The organism is Ammoniphilus soli (assembly GCF_040813775.1).
Window position 1 is genome coordinate 76,592 of sequence record NZ_JBEGDL010000008.1, and the last position, 18,042, is coordinate 94,633.

The 18,042-nt window shown below is 44.0% G+C and carries 13 protein-coding genes and 3 pseudogenes; 4 read left to right on the plus strand and 12 right to left on the minus strand.

Features of this window, described 5'->3' with window-relative positions:
- Position 1 precedes the first annotated feature (1 nt).
- Positions 2-1,612 carry a spore germination protein gene (locus ABLT31_RS16845; protein WP_367753657.1) on the minus strand — a complete coding sequence of 537 codons (1,611 nt, stop codon included), beginning with the start codon at positions 1,610-1,612 and terminating at the stop codon, positions 2-4.
- Between the two features lie 26 nt (positions 1,613-1,638).
- Positions 1,639-2,733: a GerAB/ArcD/ProY family transporter gene (locus ABLT31_RS16850; protein ID WP_367753659.1), complete on the minus strand. Its 1,095-nt coding sequence runs from the start codon at positions 2,731-2,733 to the stop codon at positions 1,639-1,641.
- Between the two features lie 375 nt (positions 2,734-3,108).
- Between ABLT31_RS16850 and ABLT31_RS16855 the strand changes: the two are divergent.
- Positions 3,109-3,976, plus strand: a pseudogene (locus ABLT31_RS16855) (LysR family transcriptional regulator).
- Between the two features lie 140 nt (positions 3,977-4,116).
- Here ABLT31_RS16855 and ABLT31_RS16860 read toward each other — a convergent pair.
- Entirely contained in the window at positions 4,117-4,389 is a 273-nt protein-coding gene (locus ABLT31_RS16860) for an HPr family phosphocarrier protein (protein WP_367753661.1), read from the minus strand.
- A 24-nt stretch (positions 4,390-4,413) separates the two neighbouring features.
- Positions 4,414-5,202: a class I SAM-dependent methyltransferase gene (locus ABLT31_RS16865; protein WP_367753663.1), complete on the minus strand. Its 789-nt coding sequence runs from the start codon at positions 5,200-5,202 to the stop codon at positions 4,414-4,416.
- 271 nt (positions 5,203-5,473) lie between these two features.
- Here ABLT31_RS16865 and ABLT31_RS16870 point away from each other — a divergent pair, with 271 nt between their 5' ends.
- Positions 5,474-6,466 (plus strand): quinone oxidoreductase family protein, encoded by a 993-nt coding sequence (locus ABLT31_RS16870; RefSeq protein WP_367753665.1) that lies wholly within the window; start codon positions 5,474-5,476, stop codon positions 6,464-6,466.
- 291 nt (positions 6,467-6,757) lie between these two features.
- On the opposite strand, the gene acnA is transcribed toward ABLT31_RS16870, so the two are convergent.
- The 4 genes and pseudogenes from acnA to ABLT31_RS16890 form a co-directional block, all read right to left on the minus strand.
- Positions 6,758-9,472, minus strand: coding sequence for an aconitate hydratase AcnA (gene acnA / locus ABLT31_RS16875; RefSeq protein ID WP_367753667.1), 2,715 nt, complete (start codon positions 9,470-9,472; stop codon positions 6,758-6,760).
- 129 nt (positions 9,473-9,601) lie between these two features.
- Positions 9,602-10,215 (minus strand): annotated as a pseudogene (locus tag ABLT31_RS16880) (RraA family protein).
- A 118-nt stretch (positions 10,216-10,333) separates the two neighbouring features.
- A pseudogene (locus tag ABLT31_RS16885) lies at positions 10,334-10,789 on the minus strand (tripartite tricarboxylate transporter permease); the annotation flags it as partial.
- Between the two features lie 567 nt (positions 10,790-11,356).
- On the minus strand, positions 11,357-12,427 hold the full coding sequence (locus ABLT31_RS16890; protein WP_367753669.1) for an isocitrate/isopropylmalate dehydrogenase family protein: 1,071 nt from the start codon (positions 12,425-12,427) through the stop codon (positions 11,357-11,359).
- 210 nt (positions 12,428-12,637) lie between these two features.
- On the opposite strand from ABLT31_RS16890, the gene ABLT31_RS16895 reads away from it, so the two are divergent.
- A complete protein-coding gene (locus ABLT31_RS16895; RefSeq protein WP_367753671.1) occupies positions 12,638-13,510 on the plus strand; it encodes a LysR family transcriptional regulator in 873 nt (290 codons plus the stop codon).
- A gap of 148 nt (positions 13,511-13,658) precedes the next feature.
- Positions 13,659-14,822 (plus strand): MFS transporter, encoded by a 1,164-nt coding sequence (locus ABLT31_RS16900; RefSeq protein WP_367753673.1) that lies wholly within the window; start codon positions 13,659-13,661, stop codon positions 14,820-14,822.
- 76 nt (positions 14,823-14,898) lie between these two features.
- Here the strand turns inward: ABLT31_RS16900 and ABLT31_RS16905 are convergent, their stop codons facing one another.
- From ABLT31_RS16905 to paaX, 4 genes are all read right to left on the minus strand, one after another.
- Positions 14,899-15,528, minus strand: a complete 630-nt coding sequence (locus ABLT31_RS16905; protein ID WP_367753675.1) for a YczE/YyaS/YitT family protein — start codon at positions 15,526-15,528, stop codon at positions 14,899-14,901.
- 1 nt (position 15,529) lies between these two features.
- Positions 15,530-15,952, minus strand: a complete 423-nt coding sequence (locus tag ABLT31_RS16910) for a GNAT family N-acetyltransferase (protein ID WP_367753677.1) — start codon at positions 15,950-15,952, stop codon at positions 15,530-15,532.
- A 5-nt stretch (positions 15,953-15,957) separates the two neighbouring features.
- Positions 15,958-16,557 carry a TetR/AcrR family transcriptional regulator gene (locus ABLT31_RS16915; protein WP_367753679.1) on the minus strand — a complete coding sequence of 200 codons (600 nt, stop codon included), beginning with the start codon at positions 16,555-16,557 and terminating at the stop codon, positions 15,958-15,960.
- Between the two features lie 535 nt (positions 16,558-17,092).
- A complete protein-coding gene (gene paaX / locus ABLT31_RS16920; protein WP_367753681.1) occupies positions 17,093-17,944 on the minus strand; it encodes a phenylacetic acid degradation operon negative regulatory protein PaaX in 852 nt (283 codons plus the stop codon).
- Between the last annotated feature and the right edge of the window lie 98 nt (positions 17,945-18,042).

Genomic DNA, 18,042 nt, shown 5'->3' on the forward strand with positions numbered 1-18,042 from the left:
ATCAATCCTTTTCCGATTCGAATTCTTCCTTTTCCTCATGGGGAGAAGGCTTAAGATTTTTCCCCTGGCGGATGCTGTTATGCTGGCTGATCAGCCGCGGCCGGGTAAACATCGCCCACCATGGCACCCGAACCAAAACATCCTTTTGATTCGCTGGAATAAACGGAGCCATCGGGGTCAGGTAAGGCACTCCAAAAGAACGAAGTCCAGCCATATGAATTAAGACGGCAATCAAGCCGGCCATAATGCCAAACAGGCCCAACGTAGCAGCAAGTACCATAAAAAAGAAACGAAGCAACCTTGCGGCGATGGCAATGTTGAAAGCCGGGGCCACAAAGTTGGAAATGGCAGTAAACGATACGATAATGACCATACCGGCCGAAACCAGCCCCGCCTGAACGGCAGCTTGTCCCAATACAAGGGCGCCTACGATGGAGATGGCTGGACCGATCGCCCGCGGCATGCGAACTCCCGCCTCGCGAAGAACTTCAAACGTGACTTCCATGATGAGCGCTTCTACAAAAGCCGGAAAAGGAATCCCCTCCCGCTGGGCCATCAAACTGATCAAAAGGGTGGTCGGCAGCATTTCCTGGTGGTAGGTGGTGACGGCTATATAAAGGGATGGAAGCAGCATCGACACGATAAAAGCGGTGTAGCGCATAATCCTTATGAAAGTCGAAATATCGTACCGATGATAGTAATCTTCGCTGGATTGGAAAAATTTGAAGAACGTGACTGGTGCAAGCAGAACAAATGGGGTTCCATCGACCAGGATGGCGATTTGCCCCTCCAGGATCGCTCCTGCTACAGCATCAGGCCGCTCCGTATTCGCAATCGTCGGAAAAGGAGTAAAGGTCGCATCTTGAATGAATTCTTCAATATAGCCGCCCTCTAAAATGCTGTCGGTATCGATCCGGTCCAATCGAAGCATCACTTCCGCCACGACTTTTTCATTCGCCACGCCCTTGAGATACATCACCGCCACTTTGGTTTGGGTCACTCTGCCGATTTTTTTCATTTCCATCCAAAGCTGGGGACTTTGGATTTTTCTTCGGAGAAGGGCCGTATTGGTGGTGAGGTTTTCCGTAAACCCTTCCTTCGGGCCCCGAATGACCGTTTGGGATTGGGGCTCCTCCACTCCGCGGTGCTCCCATCCTAAGGTACCGGCGGATAGTCCCCGGCCATATCCTTCGACTAGGATAATCGTATCCCCGGAAAATAAAGAGGATAACAATTGGTCCATATCGTGAATGTCTCCTACACCCCCAACGGTAAGAACCCTTTTCTTAATCAAAGATAGAACATCAACGCCCATCCATGATTGTCCTGCTTCTTTCTCGGTTTCCTGCATCAGCGATTTAACGATGACATTATTCACCGTGTTGGAGTCAGCAAGCCCATTGATATACACAACGGCAATGTCCCATTCGCCTCCTGCCCCCGCTTCCATCCAGCGTATTGTGATATCCGGGCTGTTTCCGCTGATTTCCTTGATTTTTTGCACATTAACCGATAACCGGGCGGATAAGGAGTCATTGCTGCTGGGCCGGTGGTTAGGTTCTGACTTTATTCTCTTTTTCTTGTTTGCTCGTTGAAACCATTTCTTGAACATGGATAAACTCCCGCCTCTTGTTCCAATTATGCTTGTTTCCTTCGCCCTCTAACCGCCATAACCAACAGCAGCAAAATGGGAATAATCGCCTGAAACAGGACAAAATCCGTATTGTGGCTTATCTTAAAGCCGATCCAAATATGCTGAATATAACTAGAAGGAATAAAGGAAGTTGAAAAAATGGCTGCCCCCACTGGCCACATGACTTTTTTGTAATCGATATGGAGCAGCTGGGACAGTGCAAGAACAGCCCCCAGATAGTAAGCCGTCATCTTGGCGTATAAGCCGATGAACAGCAGCAATACAACAACAGGATCAAACCGCTCCAGAAAGTCGGCAATTTGAATCAGGCGGACACAATGCAGTAACGGAATGGTACTAATACTTGTCAATGGCACCCCAAGGCAGACAAGATTAAGCCAATTGATCATTACCAGAAACAAGCCCACGAATACATAAGAACGCATCGTCATCTTGGTAAGTTCATTCTTATTGGAAAGATGCTTCCAAAACATGAGGAACAACGCCATTTGCCCGAACGGAACCATGAGAATATTGGGAATCGCCTCTTTCAACACTGGCCTGACTCCATTTTCCAGTATCGGCAGGATCCGTTCCGCCTCTATTACCCCAGATACAAAGAACATGATGATGAGAGAGAAATACCCCAGCACGGCAAAGGGAAACAAAAATTCCAAAGTGCGGAAAAAGACCTCTATTCCCTTAAAGATGGCATAGCTGGACAAAAGAATCAGTACAAGCATAACAACAAAAATGGGCGTTTGGGGCATGATCGTTATGAGGATCAGGTCTCCAAAGTCTCGCGTATTCCTCATGGACTGATAAGCAAAATGAACGACATATAAAAACGCGATGCTTCCCCCGATATATCGACCCAAATAGCTTAACAGAATTTGTATGAGATTCTTTTCAGGCTCCCGGTGTTGGATGGAAAGATAGACCCACATCAATAGGAGTCCGGTGCACATGCCTGACAACACAGCCAGCCAAGCGTCTTGCTTCGCCCCAATTCCCAGCTCGAATAAAGCGACACTTCCGATTTCAAATAATATGATGGCCGCAGCTAATTGGTATTTTCCTATTTTCTCCAAATTAAGCACTTTGTTTTATCCATCAACGTGGTTGAGCGAACCAATCACGTTGATTTTCTCCATTAATAAATTGGCCTCACTGTTTATTTTCATTTCATCATGAATGAGTGTTTCGTATTTGATCTTCCCAACTTATGGAGCCGCTTCAATTACCATTCGCGATTGAACTTTCAACATGATCACCGACTTCATGAATAAAATTTTCGTAATGTAACATAAGGTAATCACCCTCAGTTTCGACATATTTTTCAAACCTTAATCCACCAATATTGAACGAGCCAGAGGAAAACCAATCCCCTTTCCGCTCTAAGTGAAACTTCTCGTCAATGGAACTTAAGATCCCATTGTATTAATATAAAATGATACAACCACTGGAGGATGAAAATGGATGATCGCGACTGGCTGATTCTGCACACGCTGTTTAAAGAGAAAAGCATTACGAAAGCTAGACAAAGTTTGTATATCGCTCAACCCACGCTGACGAAGCGATTGAAGCAAATCGAAAAAGACCTTGGGGTAATTATTGTCCATCGAGGAATAAAAGGTGTGCAATTTACTCCGGAGGGAGAGTATCTGGCTAAGCGAGCAGAAGAAATGCTCATTACTCTAAGGGAAATTAAAGAAGATCTCAAAAACTTCAATCACCGGGTCGCTGGCACGTTAAGATTAGGCGTTTCAAATTTCTTCAGCAAATATAAACTGCCTGGCCTTTTAAGGCAATTTAAAGAACAGTATCCACAAGTTGATTTTCAAGTCGAGACGGGGTTTAGTAAAGACGTCTTCAATTTAGTGTATAACCAGGATGTCCATATCGGATTTGTTCGAGGAGACTACACCTGGCCCGATCAGAAAAAATTAATACTGGAAGAAAAGCTATGCATTGCCTCAAAATATGAGCTTGATTTAAACCAGCTCCCTCAGTTGCCTAGAATCAATTACCGTACGGATTCCCTCTATAAGAGATTAGTTGATGATTGGTGGGCTGAACATTATACTCACCCCCAACCTGGCCATGGTAGTTGACCAAGGAGATACATGCAAAGAAATGGTCATAAATGGTTTAGGGTATGCCATCATCCCTTCCATGTTTCTCGAAAATATAGAAGAGATTTATAAGGTAGACCTAACGAATAAAGAAGGTAAACCTATTATAAGAAAGACATGGATGTTTTATCATAAGGAATTCCTAGAGCTAAATGTAGTGAAAGCTTTTGTGAAGTTTATTGACGAATGGGATGGCCATAGACTATAAGATACACTATCCAATTTCATAAAAAAGAAGACATTGAGCATGAATGCCCTTTGTCTTCTTTTTTACAATTAATATGGCTCTGATTTTCATTTTTTAAGACAATAAAGCCATCATCGATTTTACGCTCATATCGGGACTGGTTAACACCGCTTGGATCTCTCTTTTAACCCTTTTAGTCTTTCTAATATCAGATTATGTTTATTAAACATCTCGACCATGGCCGCTTTGGCCTCTGCTTCATCCGTTCCATGGATCTCAAGCTTATACGATGTTGCACTAAGAAGTGTCATACTCAACCCCAGAATACTATTAGCATCCAGGTTTTTATCGTTCATCCTAAGTACGATACTTGACTCAAACCGATTCGCCGTTTGGTTAATATCAATAATCGCTTTTGTTCCAATGCCGCCCATTGCCAACACCTCCACCACAAGTTTTTAACAAGGTTTTGTAAATAGAACCATCCATTCATCAATATGGATGGTTGAGATTTGGCCATCCTTTATAATTAATCCGCAATATAGCTGCATCTTCTGATCGGATTGCAGAATATGCTGCTCAACAAGCTCCACTTGTTCTTCCGACTGAGTCGTTCGCCTGACCCATGTCGGGAAATCAAAGGTCTTTTTTCGGAGACGCGAATTTACCGTTTCGAAACCAGAATCCGTTGCCCACGCCTTCCATTCCTTCATGCGGTGGCATCGTACGTGGCTATTATCTCTTAAATATTCAAGCTTGTTCACGAATACATCCAGCTGGTCGTCATCCGGGACCACATTATCAATCAACAGAAACTTTCCGCCGGGCTTCAGCACTCTCGCGGCTTCCTGCACAAATTTACTCGGCTTCGGAAAGTGGTGAGCGGCGATGCGGCAGGTGACTACATCAAAAGTCTGATCGAGAAATGGCAGTTCTTCGGCATCAGCCACCATATACCACACATTTTCGCAAGTCCGCGAGAGATGTCTTTGAGCTGTGGCCAGCATTTCACGTGTTAGATCCGTGGCAAAAATATGAGCAACATGGGGAGACAGGTGTTTCGTTACATGACCGCCACCTGTAGCAATGTCCAGTACGGTCCAGTCCCCTTTCGGCTGCATCCACTCGACCATAAGGGCCAAATCATCCCCTTTGGCATGGGTTTCACTCGTCACATACTTTTCTGCATTTCTTGCAAACTGGTCTTTCACGGTTTCCTTGATTTTCTCTTGGTTTTCCTCCGGCATGTGCCATCCCCTCCTTTGCGTTTCCCCCATCATATGTCAAATGACCTGATCATTCTTCCAACTGACCTACAGCATCGGTCACTTCCATGAATTTATTGTATTCCTGTATGAGCTAGTATAAAAATATTGGATTTTCATAGCTGTCCATAACGAATTGGAATATCACTTCTTTGTTATAAATATGAGTTTTAAATCTGAAAGGTTTGTATTATATTGATTTCAGTAGCATGAATGTTCCGTATTCTACTAATACATAAAGGAGGGTTTACCTTTGAATGCAGTACTCGTTTCAAGCTACGGCGGCCCTGAAGTGCTCGAATATCGACAGGTTGAGAAACCAACCGTTGGCCCCCATCAAGTATTGATCCAAGTGGAAGCGACCAGTGTTAATTTTGCCGATATAAAGGCGCGTTACGGGAATAAAGATGGCAAGCAGCCACCGTTTATACCGGGTCTGGATTGTGCCGGAACCATTTGCGAAATCGGTCAAAATGTAAAGGAATTTCATGTAGGGCAACGCGTCATTGCCTTCCCTAAAAACGGGTCTTATGCTGAATATGCGGTTGCCGATAGCAATCTTACGTTTGCCTTGCCAGATCAGGTCGATTTCATCACGGCCGCAGCTTGTCCGATCGTCTCCTTTACTTCTTATGCGCTGTTAGCCGAAGTAGGGCGGATCACGCCCGGTGAAACCGTTCTAATCCATGCTGCAGCAGGAGGGATCGGTACAACAGCCATACAACTTGCGAAAATTCTTGGTGCAAAACAGGTCATCGGAGCAGTAAGCACAGATGAAAAGGTTTCGGTCGCCTTGGATGCGGGGGCGGATTATGTCATTAATACCTCCAGAGAAAATTTTGTGGAAAAAACACTTGAAATCACGGAAGGCAAAGGGGCAGATGTGGTCTTAGACTCGATTTCCGGAGTCGTAGCCGAACAAAGCCTAAATTGTTTAGCTTATTACGGTAGATTAGTTCATTTTGGCAATGCCAGCGGGCAGACGGCAAACATACAAACCAAAGATCTTCATGCCAGCTGCCGATCTGTCTTGGGGTTCAGTTTAGGAACAACGAGAAAACATCGGCCCGACCATTTAGGCAGCATAGCTGATAAGGTACTCGGCTTTATCAAAGAAGATCGGTTGCGGATCGTTATAGGCAACCAATTCCCGCTTGAAGAAGCGAGGGCAGCTCAAGAGTTTATGGAAAATAGGAAAAGCAAGGGAAAGATTCTTTTGATTCCTCCATCCTCTTCTTGCAGGTAACTGATAGCAGGAGTTTCTCCGACTATTCCATGAATTAGACCAAAAACACGAAAAATAAGCGGATTTTATCCGGTTAAATCTAAAAAAACCTGGTTTTTTTCTTTGTTTTATAGAAATAACCGGACTTTCTCCCGCTATTTTCGCCAAAAATCATCCATTTTTAAAAATAGTCGGACTTTCTCCTGTTAACCGCTCCCCTACCCCCGCCCCCCAAAATGAAGAAATCCCTATGCTTAGCAAAGAAAAAAGAGGCTCCCTTTTGGGACACCTCTTCATCCATATATCGATCTATTATCTGCTTTTTAAACGACGAACTACTTTTTGCATAATCCCGCCATTGCGGTAATACTCAATATCCACAACACTATCCAAACGGACAATCGTCTCAAAATGAAAAGAACTTCCATCCTCTCGAGTCGCTTGAATCTTTATCGTTTGGCTTGGTTTGATCGACTGGCCTAAGCCAATTGTTTCAAAGGTTTCATGGCCGGTAAAACCGAGAGATGCAGCACTTGTTCCAGGTACAAACTGTAAGGGAAGAACCCCCATCCCAACTAAGTTACTTCGATGAATACGCTCAAAGCTTTCCGCAATGACCGCTTTCACCCCAAGTAAATGGGTTCCTTTAGCTGCCCAATCCCGTGAGCTTCCTGTTCCATACTCTTTCCCGGCGATAAGGAATAGCGGGGTTTGATCTTCCTGATACTTCATGCTAGCTTCAAAGATCGTCATGATTTCACCAGTCGGCAAATACTTGGTTACCCCGCCCTCTGTTCCCGGAACCATTCGATTGCGGATTCTATGATTCGCCAAAGCTCCTCGGATCATGACTTTATGGTTTCCTCTTCTAGAAGGATAAGAATTAAAATCTTCTCGTTTCACTCCGTTCTCTAGCAAATAACGTCCGGCAGGGCTATCTGGCCTGATTGCACCCGATGGGGAGAGATGATCCGTAGTGACCGAGTCTCCTAAAATGGCTAGCGTGCGAGCGCCTTTCATTTCCTGAATGTCACCAGGAAGCTCAGGCAGTTCATCCAGGAACGGAGGATTTTGAATGTACGTAGATGTTTCATTCCAGTCATAAAGCTCACTTTCAGGAGCATCAATTTCATTCCACAGATCATTCGCATTGTATACTTCCTTATAGCGCTCACGGAACAGTTCAGGGCGAACCGCGTGACCCAGCCATTTTTGGATTTCTCCTGAAGAAGGCCATATATCCTTTAAATAAACCGGTTGGTCCTTTTGGTCATAGCCGATAGGCTCTGTCGTCAGATCAATATCCACAGTACCCGCTAATGCGTATGCGATCACAAGAGGAGGCGAAGCCAAATAGTTGGCTTTGATTTCTGGATGCACACGTCCTTCAAAGTTCCGGTTTCCAGATAAGACCCCGGCTACGGTCAAGTCATTTTCCAGGATTGCTTGACTTACCTCATGGGGCAGTGGACCTGAATTACCGATGCACGTCGCGCAACCGTAGCCTGCAATATGAAATTCTAGCGCTTCAAGATACGTGAGGAGTCCCGATTCGCTCAAGTAATCCGTTACCACACGGGACCCAGGCGTCAAGGAACTTTTCACATACGCTGGCTTTTTCAGTCCTTTCTCAACCGCGTTTTTAGCAACAAGGCCTGCTGTGATCAGTACGTTGGGATTCGACGTATTGGTGCAGCTCGTAATGGCTGCAAGGACGACGGTTCCATTCTTGATTAATGATTTTTCCCCGTTAGGATGCTTGACCTCGATTTCTTTCTTCAAATCGCCCTCAGACAATCCGTATCCGCCCTTGTCCACCGGGTTTCGTATGACCTCATGGTAATTCTGTTTCATCTCCGTCAAGTCAATGCGGTCTTGCGGACGTTTAGGCCCTGCAAGGCTAGGTACGACAGTGGAGAGATCGAGTTCAATGAGCTCCGAATAGATAGGTTCGGGTTTATCCGGAGCCATAAACATGCCTTGGGCCTTATAATACGTCTCAACGAGGGCGATCTGCTCTTCACTTCTACCAATTAACGCTAGGTAGTTTAAAGTCTCTTGGTCAACAGGGAAAAAGCCCATCGTCGCTCCATATTCTGGTGCCATATTGGCAATCGTTGCCCGGTCGGCTATACTCAGTGACGATACGCCTGCTCCGAAAAACTCTACAAACTTACCGACCACACCTTTTTTGCGGAGGATATTCGTTACCGTTAGAGCAAGATCTGTTGCCGTTGTCCCTTCCGGAAGCGAACCGGTAAATTTGAATCCAACCACTTCAGGAACAACAAAATATAATGCCTGCCCCAGCATGGCCGCTTCAGCTTCGATTCCGCCAACCCCCCATGCGACGACTCCCATCCCATTGATCATTGTCGTATGGGAATCTGTTCCTACAAGAGAATCCGGATAGACTATTGTACCATCTTCCTCTTTGGTGGCAGCGACCGAGGCCAGATATTCCATATTAATTTGATGCATAATGCCAGAAGCCGGAGGAACCACCCGGAAGTTATCAAACGCTTTTTGCGCCCATCGGAAAAAGCGGAATCTTTCCATATTGCGTTCAAAATTGATTTTCTCATTCAGCTCCATCGCATCAGGTCTTCCGAAATAATCCACGGTAATGGAATGATCTACCACAAGATCCACAGAAATAAGAGGATTGACGGCTGAAACCTTGCCTCCTGCACGCTGCATACTCTCACGCATCGAGGCCATATCCACCATCGCTGGCAGTCCTGTTGTGTCATGCAGAAGGATACGAGCCGGCTTAAATGGAACCTCCTGATTCGGATCGCGTTCTGCCGTCCAGTTTGCTAGCTTGCTGATATGTTCTTCTGTAATCGCGACGCCATCAAATTCGCGAACAGCCGATTCCAAGAGAACTTTCACCGAGTAGGGGAGTCTTGCCACGTTTCCCATCCCTTGTTCCTCTAGAGCATGGATTCGAAAGTAATCATATATTTTGTCGTTGATCGTTAGTGTTGCGCGAGTTCTCCATGTATCTTTAATGGTGTCTTCCATGTCTCTCCACCCCATTCTTTTTTCAGAATAAGAAAGTATAAACTCCCTCGAACTATCCCCCTTATTCTGCATAAAAAACTTCCACTTAAAGCGGTCTGGCTTCTTTGAATTATTCTGATAGGAGTTTTTTTACTTGGAAAGAAAGTTATCCAAATAATTGATGACTTCGTCCCGTTTACCTGAGACTTTTTCTGCTCTTTTTATATCAGAATCTAGCTTTTCTAAAGCCTTCTTTAGCACTTCTTGTTCGATGGCTTGAGGGACAACCACCACCCCGTCCGCATCGCCAACGATAATATCCCCTGGATGAATCGTAGCACCTCCGCAAGAGATCGGTACGTTCAGTTCTCCCATTCCTTCTTTTCCGCTTGCCGCAACCGTCGTTCCCTTACAAAATACGGGATAATTTAATTGCTTAATTCCATCGATATCTCGAATGACTCCATCGGCTATAATACCGTTAATTTCCAACGACTGTGCCAAACCAACAATAAAGTCACCAGCTACAGACGGTAGGTATCTCCCTTGGCATCTACCACAAGAACATCCCCTGGCTTGGCTTCCCTAATTGCTTGTAGAAATATCCGATTGTCCCCGACAGGCATCTTTACGGTGAATGCTCTTCCTGCCACTCGATATTCATCCTTTAATGGCTTAATCGCTGGATCCAGGTTATTCAACCCTTGCATCGTGTCCGAGATGCAGGTCGTGGGAACTTCCTTAAATTGGTCTATTATACTCATCGGTTTACTCTCCTTCTATCTTCTTTTCTTGTATTCAGCATAATCTAGTCATGCGACTTTATAAAATATCAATAAATTATGTCTAGGTATGAAAAAAAGGAATGATAGATCATCTCATCTACGCTTCTTCATTAATAATGACGTTCTTCCCTCTCATCCGCAGAATAAGCGGCACTGCCACCCACAGCAAGGCAATAATTAGAAGCACGAGGGAGATGGGGTTTTGCAAAAACACCATAAAATCACCATTGGAGGCCGTCAATGCCCGTCTTATGTTGTTTTCTATCATTGGACCCAAAACCAGGCCGAGTACAATGGGAGCAATCGGAAAGTCATTCTTCTGCAAATAGTAACCCACGATACCGCAAACAAGGAGCAGGATTAAGTCAAAGGTCGAGAACTGCACCGCATATACGCCAAAAAACGAGATGGCAATAATACTAGGAAGCAAATATTTCTTTGGCGTTTCAATAATTTTGGCGAACATCTTAACAAGCGGCATATTCAGGATGAGCAGCATCAAATTGCCGATAAACATACTGGCGATCAAGCCCCAAGCGACTTGAGGATGCTCGGATTACTCATGTACGATATTGACGACGTCTTGGTTAATCCGCCACTCTGAGGGGAATCAATCAGCTATGGGTGTCAGTAATCAAAACATCCGAATTCGCTTCCAAATCATATACGTACTGAACGTTACAAGCTTGACCGAGTACGGCTGTTTGCTGGATACCAATCCGATATCATTGACCCCTGTTGTATCATCGGCAATAATTTGGACTTTCCTCGCTCTAGATCTCCTTTCCTTGTTTTCATTCTATTAGATGTGCAGACATAAGAAAAATAGCGATTATTCATCGCCAAACATGCCAATTTGGAATATTTAAAAATGAGGAGTTTTCATCAGAAACAGCTGAGATAGAGTGGCTTGAGGACTTAGTTCATAAATTAATGATAAATTCTTCCCCTATTCGAGAAAAATACATTAAAACCATATAAATAAGGGAAAAAGTATCTCCTTTAAATTTCACTTTTTCCCCAATTCGACCTAAATAGTGGAAATGAATTCCCTTATCTTGAGAAAGGCCCTTATGAGCCGGAGCAGTTAATCCTTAATCTCGAATTTCCCACTACAACCTCATATCGCTAACCTCTCCACAATAGCCGCAGCAAATTCGCTAGTCGATGCATCCCCGCCAAGATCCATAGTGCGAACGCCTTCCGCTACCGTTGCCATGATCGCGTTTTCCATATGGCGTGCCAGCTGGGACAATTCCGGATCATCATGCCGACCCGACAGCCAATCCAGGAACATCACCGTTGATAACATGATTCCCATAGGGTTTGCAATATTCTTTCCAGCAATATCCGGCGCCGAACCATGAGCCGCTTGAGCCATCGCTTGATTTTCGTTCGTATTGATGGAAGGGGCAAGACCTAAGCTGCCGACCAATTCGCCGGTGAGATCAGAAAGGATATCCCCATACATATTCTCCGTAACGATGACGTCAAAATCTTTTGTCCGTCTGACAAGGTGGGCAGCCATGGCGTCAATATGATAGTCATCCACCGTTACTTCTGGATACTGCTGGCTGATTTCACGGCACACATTTAGAAATAATCCTGTTCCCAGCTTGATTACGTTAGCCTTATGAACGATGGTGACCTTTTTACGTCGCTGCATCGCCATGCGAAAAGCTTCGTGAGCAATTCTTTCCGTCGCTTTTCTAGTAAATACTCCGGCCGAAATCACGATATCAGGTGTAATCTGCCATTCACCTGATCCCACATACATATTCCGGTCACAATAGAAGCCTTCGGTGTTTTCCCGGAAAATCACCAGATCGGCTTCCCCAGCGACACTTTTGATGTCAGGCATTGTTTTCGCAGGCCGGACATTGGAATACAAATCAAAGTAATGGCGCAGCTCGCCGCTTGGGTTGCGATTCGCTTTATGCTCGGCAGGGTAAGCAGCAGAATCATGGGGTCCCATAATCCACCCGTGCGTTTCTTTTAGAGCATCCTTCGTCACTTGCGGGATTGGATCACCATGTTCCTCAATACCCACCCATCCCATAGGCAAATCAATCAATTCTAGCTTGGTGTTGCTGAAATGCTCCACTGCAGCCGAAAGCACCTCTACGGTCGCTTTCGTAATTTCCGGACCGATCCCGTCTCCATACAAAACACCAATTTTATAAGTAGCCATTGTCTTCTCATCCTTTCAAATTTATTAAGAAAACTATACTATGGCTTAGGAATGATGAAAAATATCGAAAACGAATTGGTATCCATAACTTTTGCCTATGATCCTTTTCATCCTTGCTGCTCCACCTAGCCTGTCTATGACGCTATGAAATGTGGTAATGTACTACTGGAAGAACTGTTGCTGTCTTATCACCACCAGGAGGGATGATCCATGGATGATCGGGATTGGCTCATTTTGAAAGCCTTGTATGAAAAAATGAATATTACCAAAGCCGCGGAGAGCTTGTATATTACGCAACCCTCCTTAACGAAACGACTACAGCAAATGGAAAAAGAATTCAAAGTCACCATTGTGGAGCGCGGGAGCAAAGGCGTTCACTTTACCCCCCAAGGAGAGTATTTAGCCAAATGTGCGGATGAGATGCTGGATCGCCTGCGTGAAATCAAAGAGCAGACACTGAATATTGAAGAAGAGGTCGTCGGAACCTTGCGCCTGGGGGTTTCCAATTACATATCGAGGTATAAAATGCCCCGCCTTTTAGGCCTTTTCCGCAAAAAATTTCCTAAAGTAGAATTTAAAGTGATCAACGGATTTAGCCGGACGGTTTTTAATCATATCTATAACCAAAATGTCCATGTCGGGATTGTACGCGGAGAGTACGACTGGCCAGAATGCAAGTCGCTTCTTTTTGAAGAAAATATTTGCGTTACTTCTAGTAGCAAGTTGGAGCTTGAGCAATTACCTCAATTGCCAAGAATTGAGTATGAATCGGATGCTCTTTTAAAAGATATTATCGATCATTGGTGGAGCCGGAATTTCTCGGAACCACCCAATATGGTCATGGAAGTGGACAAAGGCGATACATGCACAGAAATGGTAATCAACGGGTTAGGATATGGGATTCTGCCAAGCGTGTTTGCCGATAAACATCCTCATCTTCACCGCATTAATCTGACAGATAAAGACGGCAAGCCTATCGTTCGAAAAACATGGATGTTCTATCATCAGAAGTCGCTAGAAACGAAGATCGTCAAAGCGTTTGTCGACTTTGTAGAGGGATTGGATTTCAAACATGATATTTAAGCTATAGTAGCTAGAGCTCCTGCTTTTGATTGGGGTTCTAGCATTTTTTATGCCATAATTTTTTTTTATGGCAAGCCATAGCCTTTTGATATTTTCACCCAGAGATGCAACAGAGTATAATATCGTTAACTCAAAGAGGTGAATTAAGATGGTTCTTCAAACAGTCATTATTATCATTTTCGGCTTTCAGTTAGTTCTTAATCTAACCAGGCCCATCATCACATTGTTTGCTTCGGAATTGGGAGCCAGCACGTTTGAAATTGGCGTGTTAACTGCCACTTACGCTTTTTTTCCCTTATTGATCGCGATCTATGCGGGAAAGATTGCTGATAAAGTGGGAGATCGCCTCCCTGTCTTGTTTGGCATGATTGGGGTTGCTATCGGAATGTGCCTTCCTTTCCTATTCCCTGCCATGTGGGCCCTCTATGTAAGCCAAGTCATCGCTGGCATATCCCATGTGTTTGTCGTTCTTTCCTTACAGAACGTACTTGGAAACTGGTCACCGCCTGAAAAGCGGGATCACTATTTCGGCATATTCTCGACCGCGGTGTCTCTGGCATCCATCTTGGGTCCAGTTACAGGCGGGTACTTAGTCCAGTATTTTTCTTATGGATCAGCTTTTCTTGTATCCCTTCTCCTTTGCGTTGTGCCGATAGCCATTTCTTTGCTTATCCCACACACCATTCAGCCAAAAATAAACAAAAAGATTGGCCTAACTGCATCCATTGGTTTGCTAAAAATATCTGTGCTGCGAAAAGCCTTGATTTCTAGTGCCTTAGTTTTATATTCACGGGATATATTTGTAGCCTACTTTCCGTTGTATGCGAAAGATATGGGCATATCTGCTTCCACCATCGGTTGGATTTTGTCCATCCAAGGCTTTGCCATGATGATGGTGCGAGTCTGCCTAACCAAGCTTGCAGATACCTACGGTCGGGATCGAATCCTTATTGCTTCTATCGTCATTGCAGGGCTATCTTTTCTTCTGGTTCCATTCACAAGTCAGGTTTATTTGCTCGCTTTGTGGAGCGCAATAATGGGATTTGGCCTGGGTTGCGGACAGCCTCTGTCCATGACCACCACCTATAACGTCTCCCCCAAATCAAGGACCGGAGAAGTTCTCGGCCTGCGGCTTACAACCAACCGGCTTTCCCAACTGATTGCCCCCATATTCTTTGGAATCGTAGGATCATGGGTAGGTGTCATCTCTGTCTTTTTTATAAGCGGGGCCTTTTTATTAGGAGGCACGATGGCGGTAAGGCCAGAAAAAGAAAATGCAACAAATTTCTTAGCACCTACAAAAGAAGGATAAAAAAGAGTATGAGTAATGGGATAATCCCAACTCATACTCTTTTCTTTATGACCATATAGAAGAATTAACTGCGCCATTATGACGATAATCTTTCTTGTGAATTCGTACGTTTTTTATCTAATGCAACCAATGGCATAAAAAAGCTAATCATCACTCCTGTAAAAAGGGCGGATAAAATGGTCCCCACTCCAATGGGGCCGCCAAACATAAAAGCGAGAAGTACAAGTACGATACTTATTAATGCTCTGGAAATCGCGAAATTCAAACCCGTTAAATTTCTTACCACTTGCATCGAGCGGTCCATCGGATTGGGTGCAAAATTGGACTGAAGGTTGATCGCGATGCCCAAACCGCCAACCACCATACCCATAACTAAACAGATGGTTCTGCTTAGGATAGTAATGGGGTGCAACCAGTCAGCTAAGAGATACATCCACAAATCAATACCAATTCCCGTAATGAACGAGGTTAATAAGGCCAAGTATTCAGGACGGCGTTTTTCGGCTAGAGCGTTACATATAACCATTAAAAGACCTACAACGATTTCCCAGCTCCCTATAGTTAATCCAAAGCTCCGATATAAACCAACAAGCAGGGCATCAAAGGGGCTGGTTCCCAAGTTTGATAGAATAGACAGGGCAATCCCGAAGGTTAAAATGAGGATTCCTAAAGTATAAAATGTAAATCGTCGAAGTATTAGTTCCATCTTAAAGATTTTTCACCATCAAAACATGCGGAATTCCGTCCTCCATAAAGACAGGGGACTTCGTCTCGTATCCTAGCTTTTGGTAAAACCCCTCCGCATGTGTTTGTCCATGTAATTTCGCCTTTGTCATCCCCTTTTCACTCGCTAGCTGTTCAAGGGTCCCTATGATCAATTTGCCAAGCCCATACTTCCGATATGGAGCCAAAAGGCAAATTCTTTCCAGTTTGGCCATTTCATCTGCAATTCGCATTCTTCCCGTCCCAACCGGTTGACCTTCGAAATAGACCAAGATGTGCTCCGCATGGTCTTCATGTTCATCGAATTCATCTGCTAAAGGCACTCCTTGTTCCTCAACAAATACGGCCCGTCTAATATGAAACGCATCCTCTAATTGTTTTTGAGTGGTAACACGTTTGGCTTCCATGAAAATCATCCTTTCCTAAAGTCTTCCTTTTGTTTGATCCCATCCCAAAAAATCTTCCAGATACTCGAAAGGCGTTTATTAAATTCCTCTGTATCATAAAAAAACATTTGCATGGTGATTCCATCTATTAAGCAATAATAAGCAGCTAAAAGATTTTCTAGCTCCTGATTTTTTATGACATTTGTCCGTATCCCTTCTTCAAAAACGTCCCGATATAATACAGAGGATTGTTCCTCCATTTTAGTAATTTCATCGCGGATTTTTGTTTCTAGGAACGGTGGCGGAAAATGTATCGCTCGTTTATAAAAAGCCGTTTGTTCAGGATTCTTCACTTTGTATTGGTAGCTTTGATACAAAATATACTGCAGTTTTTTCTCTACTGTTTCTGAGTGCAATTCATCATGCAATTTTTTTATGAAACTAATGTAGTCTCGGACCATTTCTTCAAACACGGCTAAAAACAAGTCTTCTTTTTTTCGGAAGTAAGTTGCAATGGATTGCTTTTTTATCCCAACGGTTTCGGCTATTTGAGCTAATGAGGTTCCGTCATATCCGTTGATGGCAAAATGAGTTAATGCCACTTGTTTTATTCGATTAACCGTCAATTGCTCCACCCCCTGACGACTGTCAGGTAAATGTATCATCTTTTAAGATGGAAATCAATCATTTTCTTGAAATAGCGGGATCTGTATTAAGATAAATAAAAGAAGAGGTCATCACGCAAAGTGATGACCTCCTAAAAAATATAGCCGCAACATCATAGTCGGTGTGCTTCCAACCCACGAATCACATATCGATTTAATAATGGACGTTCAAAAAGTCTTCGATATCTCCGTTCATTCTTTTCTTCAACTCCTCCGATGGGAAATGACCCATAGGGTAGGAAATCATTACAGATTGGCTGGGTTAAAAACGACTTATGGACCGGCTCACCCGGATTAATGGAGGTCATACTCACGATTTTTTATAAATTCTCCCAAGGTGGAACTGTTTGATCACGAAACGGATCCCCAAACTCACAATAGTGTAATGACTACAACCCGCAAGCCAAACAAATCCCATTGCTGACCGTGCCAAAAAACCGTCTACTCCATGATAGTAGACGGCTTTTGTTCACTTTTATTTTTTACTGTCCCAATATTATTTCCCCATGGTAGTACATAGCTCTTTATCATTTGGAGTGACCAGCACCTCATTAAAGAACCTCTTTGCACCAGGGTCTAGTAGTGCGTCATATTCTTCAAACAAACGAGCGGCTGTCTCTCCCAGCCAGTAATCAGGCAGCAATTCTTTCGGTAGATTAGGATCAATAAATAAGGATTTTCTATACTGATGGACCATCTGAGTCTTTTCGATGAAGCAAAAGCTATCCAAATCGGAGGGGGCATTCCATTTCTTTTGCTTAAAATCCTCAAAACGCGGTTTATATTCATCTATAAAAGCTTGATAAAAGCCATTAATTTCTTCAAGATTCCAGCATCGCTCAATTAAGCTCCTAGGTTCCCCACTCCCTTGATGGGCAGACGCAAATATTTCCACATATCCTTTTAAATCATAGGCATCAATGAGATCCTCTACCTTGCCTGTTAGCTTATTGGGGCTAATCCAGGTACTGCTGGACAGCATTCCAAAGCCGAGCCAGGACAGCTCTTTGCGCAGTTGATCCCTCAGTTCCCGATTCTTTTCCGGAATACTGTAACTGACAATATTCCAAGTGCCATCCCATTGGTTCACATCGCGACGGTAAATTCTTGCCGCAGCTTCTTCCAATCTCTTCACCCCACGAGGAGTCATGGAATAGTAGCTTTTATTGCCTATCTTTCTTGACTCAATCCACTCTTGACGGAACATGCGAGAAATCGCGGCCCGAACCGCTTGCTCTGTAAACCCGAAAGGTGTCATAAGCCTCGTTAAGCTTCCGATCCAAATTTCGCTGCCATAATCACGGATATATAAGCCGAAAATAGTAAATAGCAATGATCTAGGTTTCATATTACTTCTCCTTTATCCTACCTATCTTTTTATCTGATTCTTGAAAATAACTGTTTATATCTTAAGTGTTTTGGTTTTCTCTATTTCTATAAAGAGCG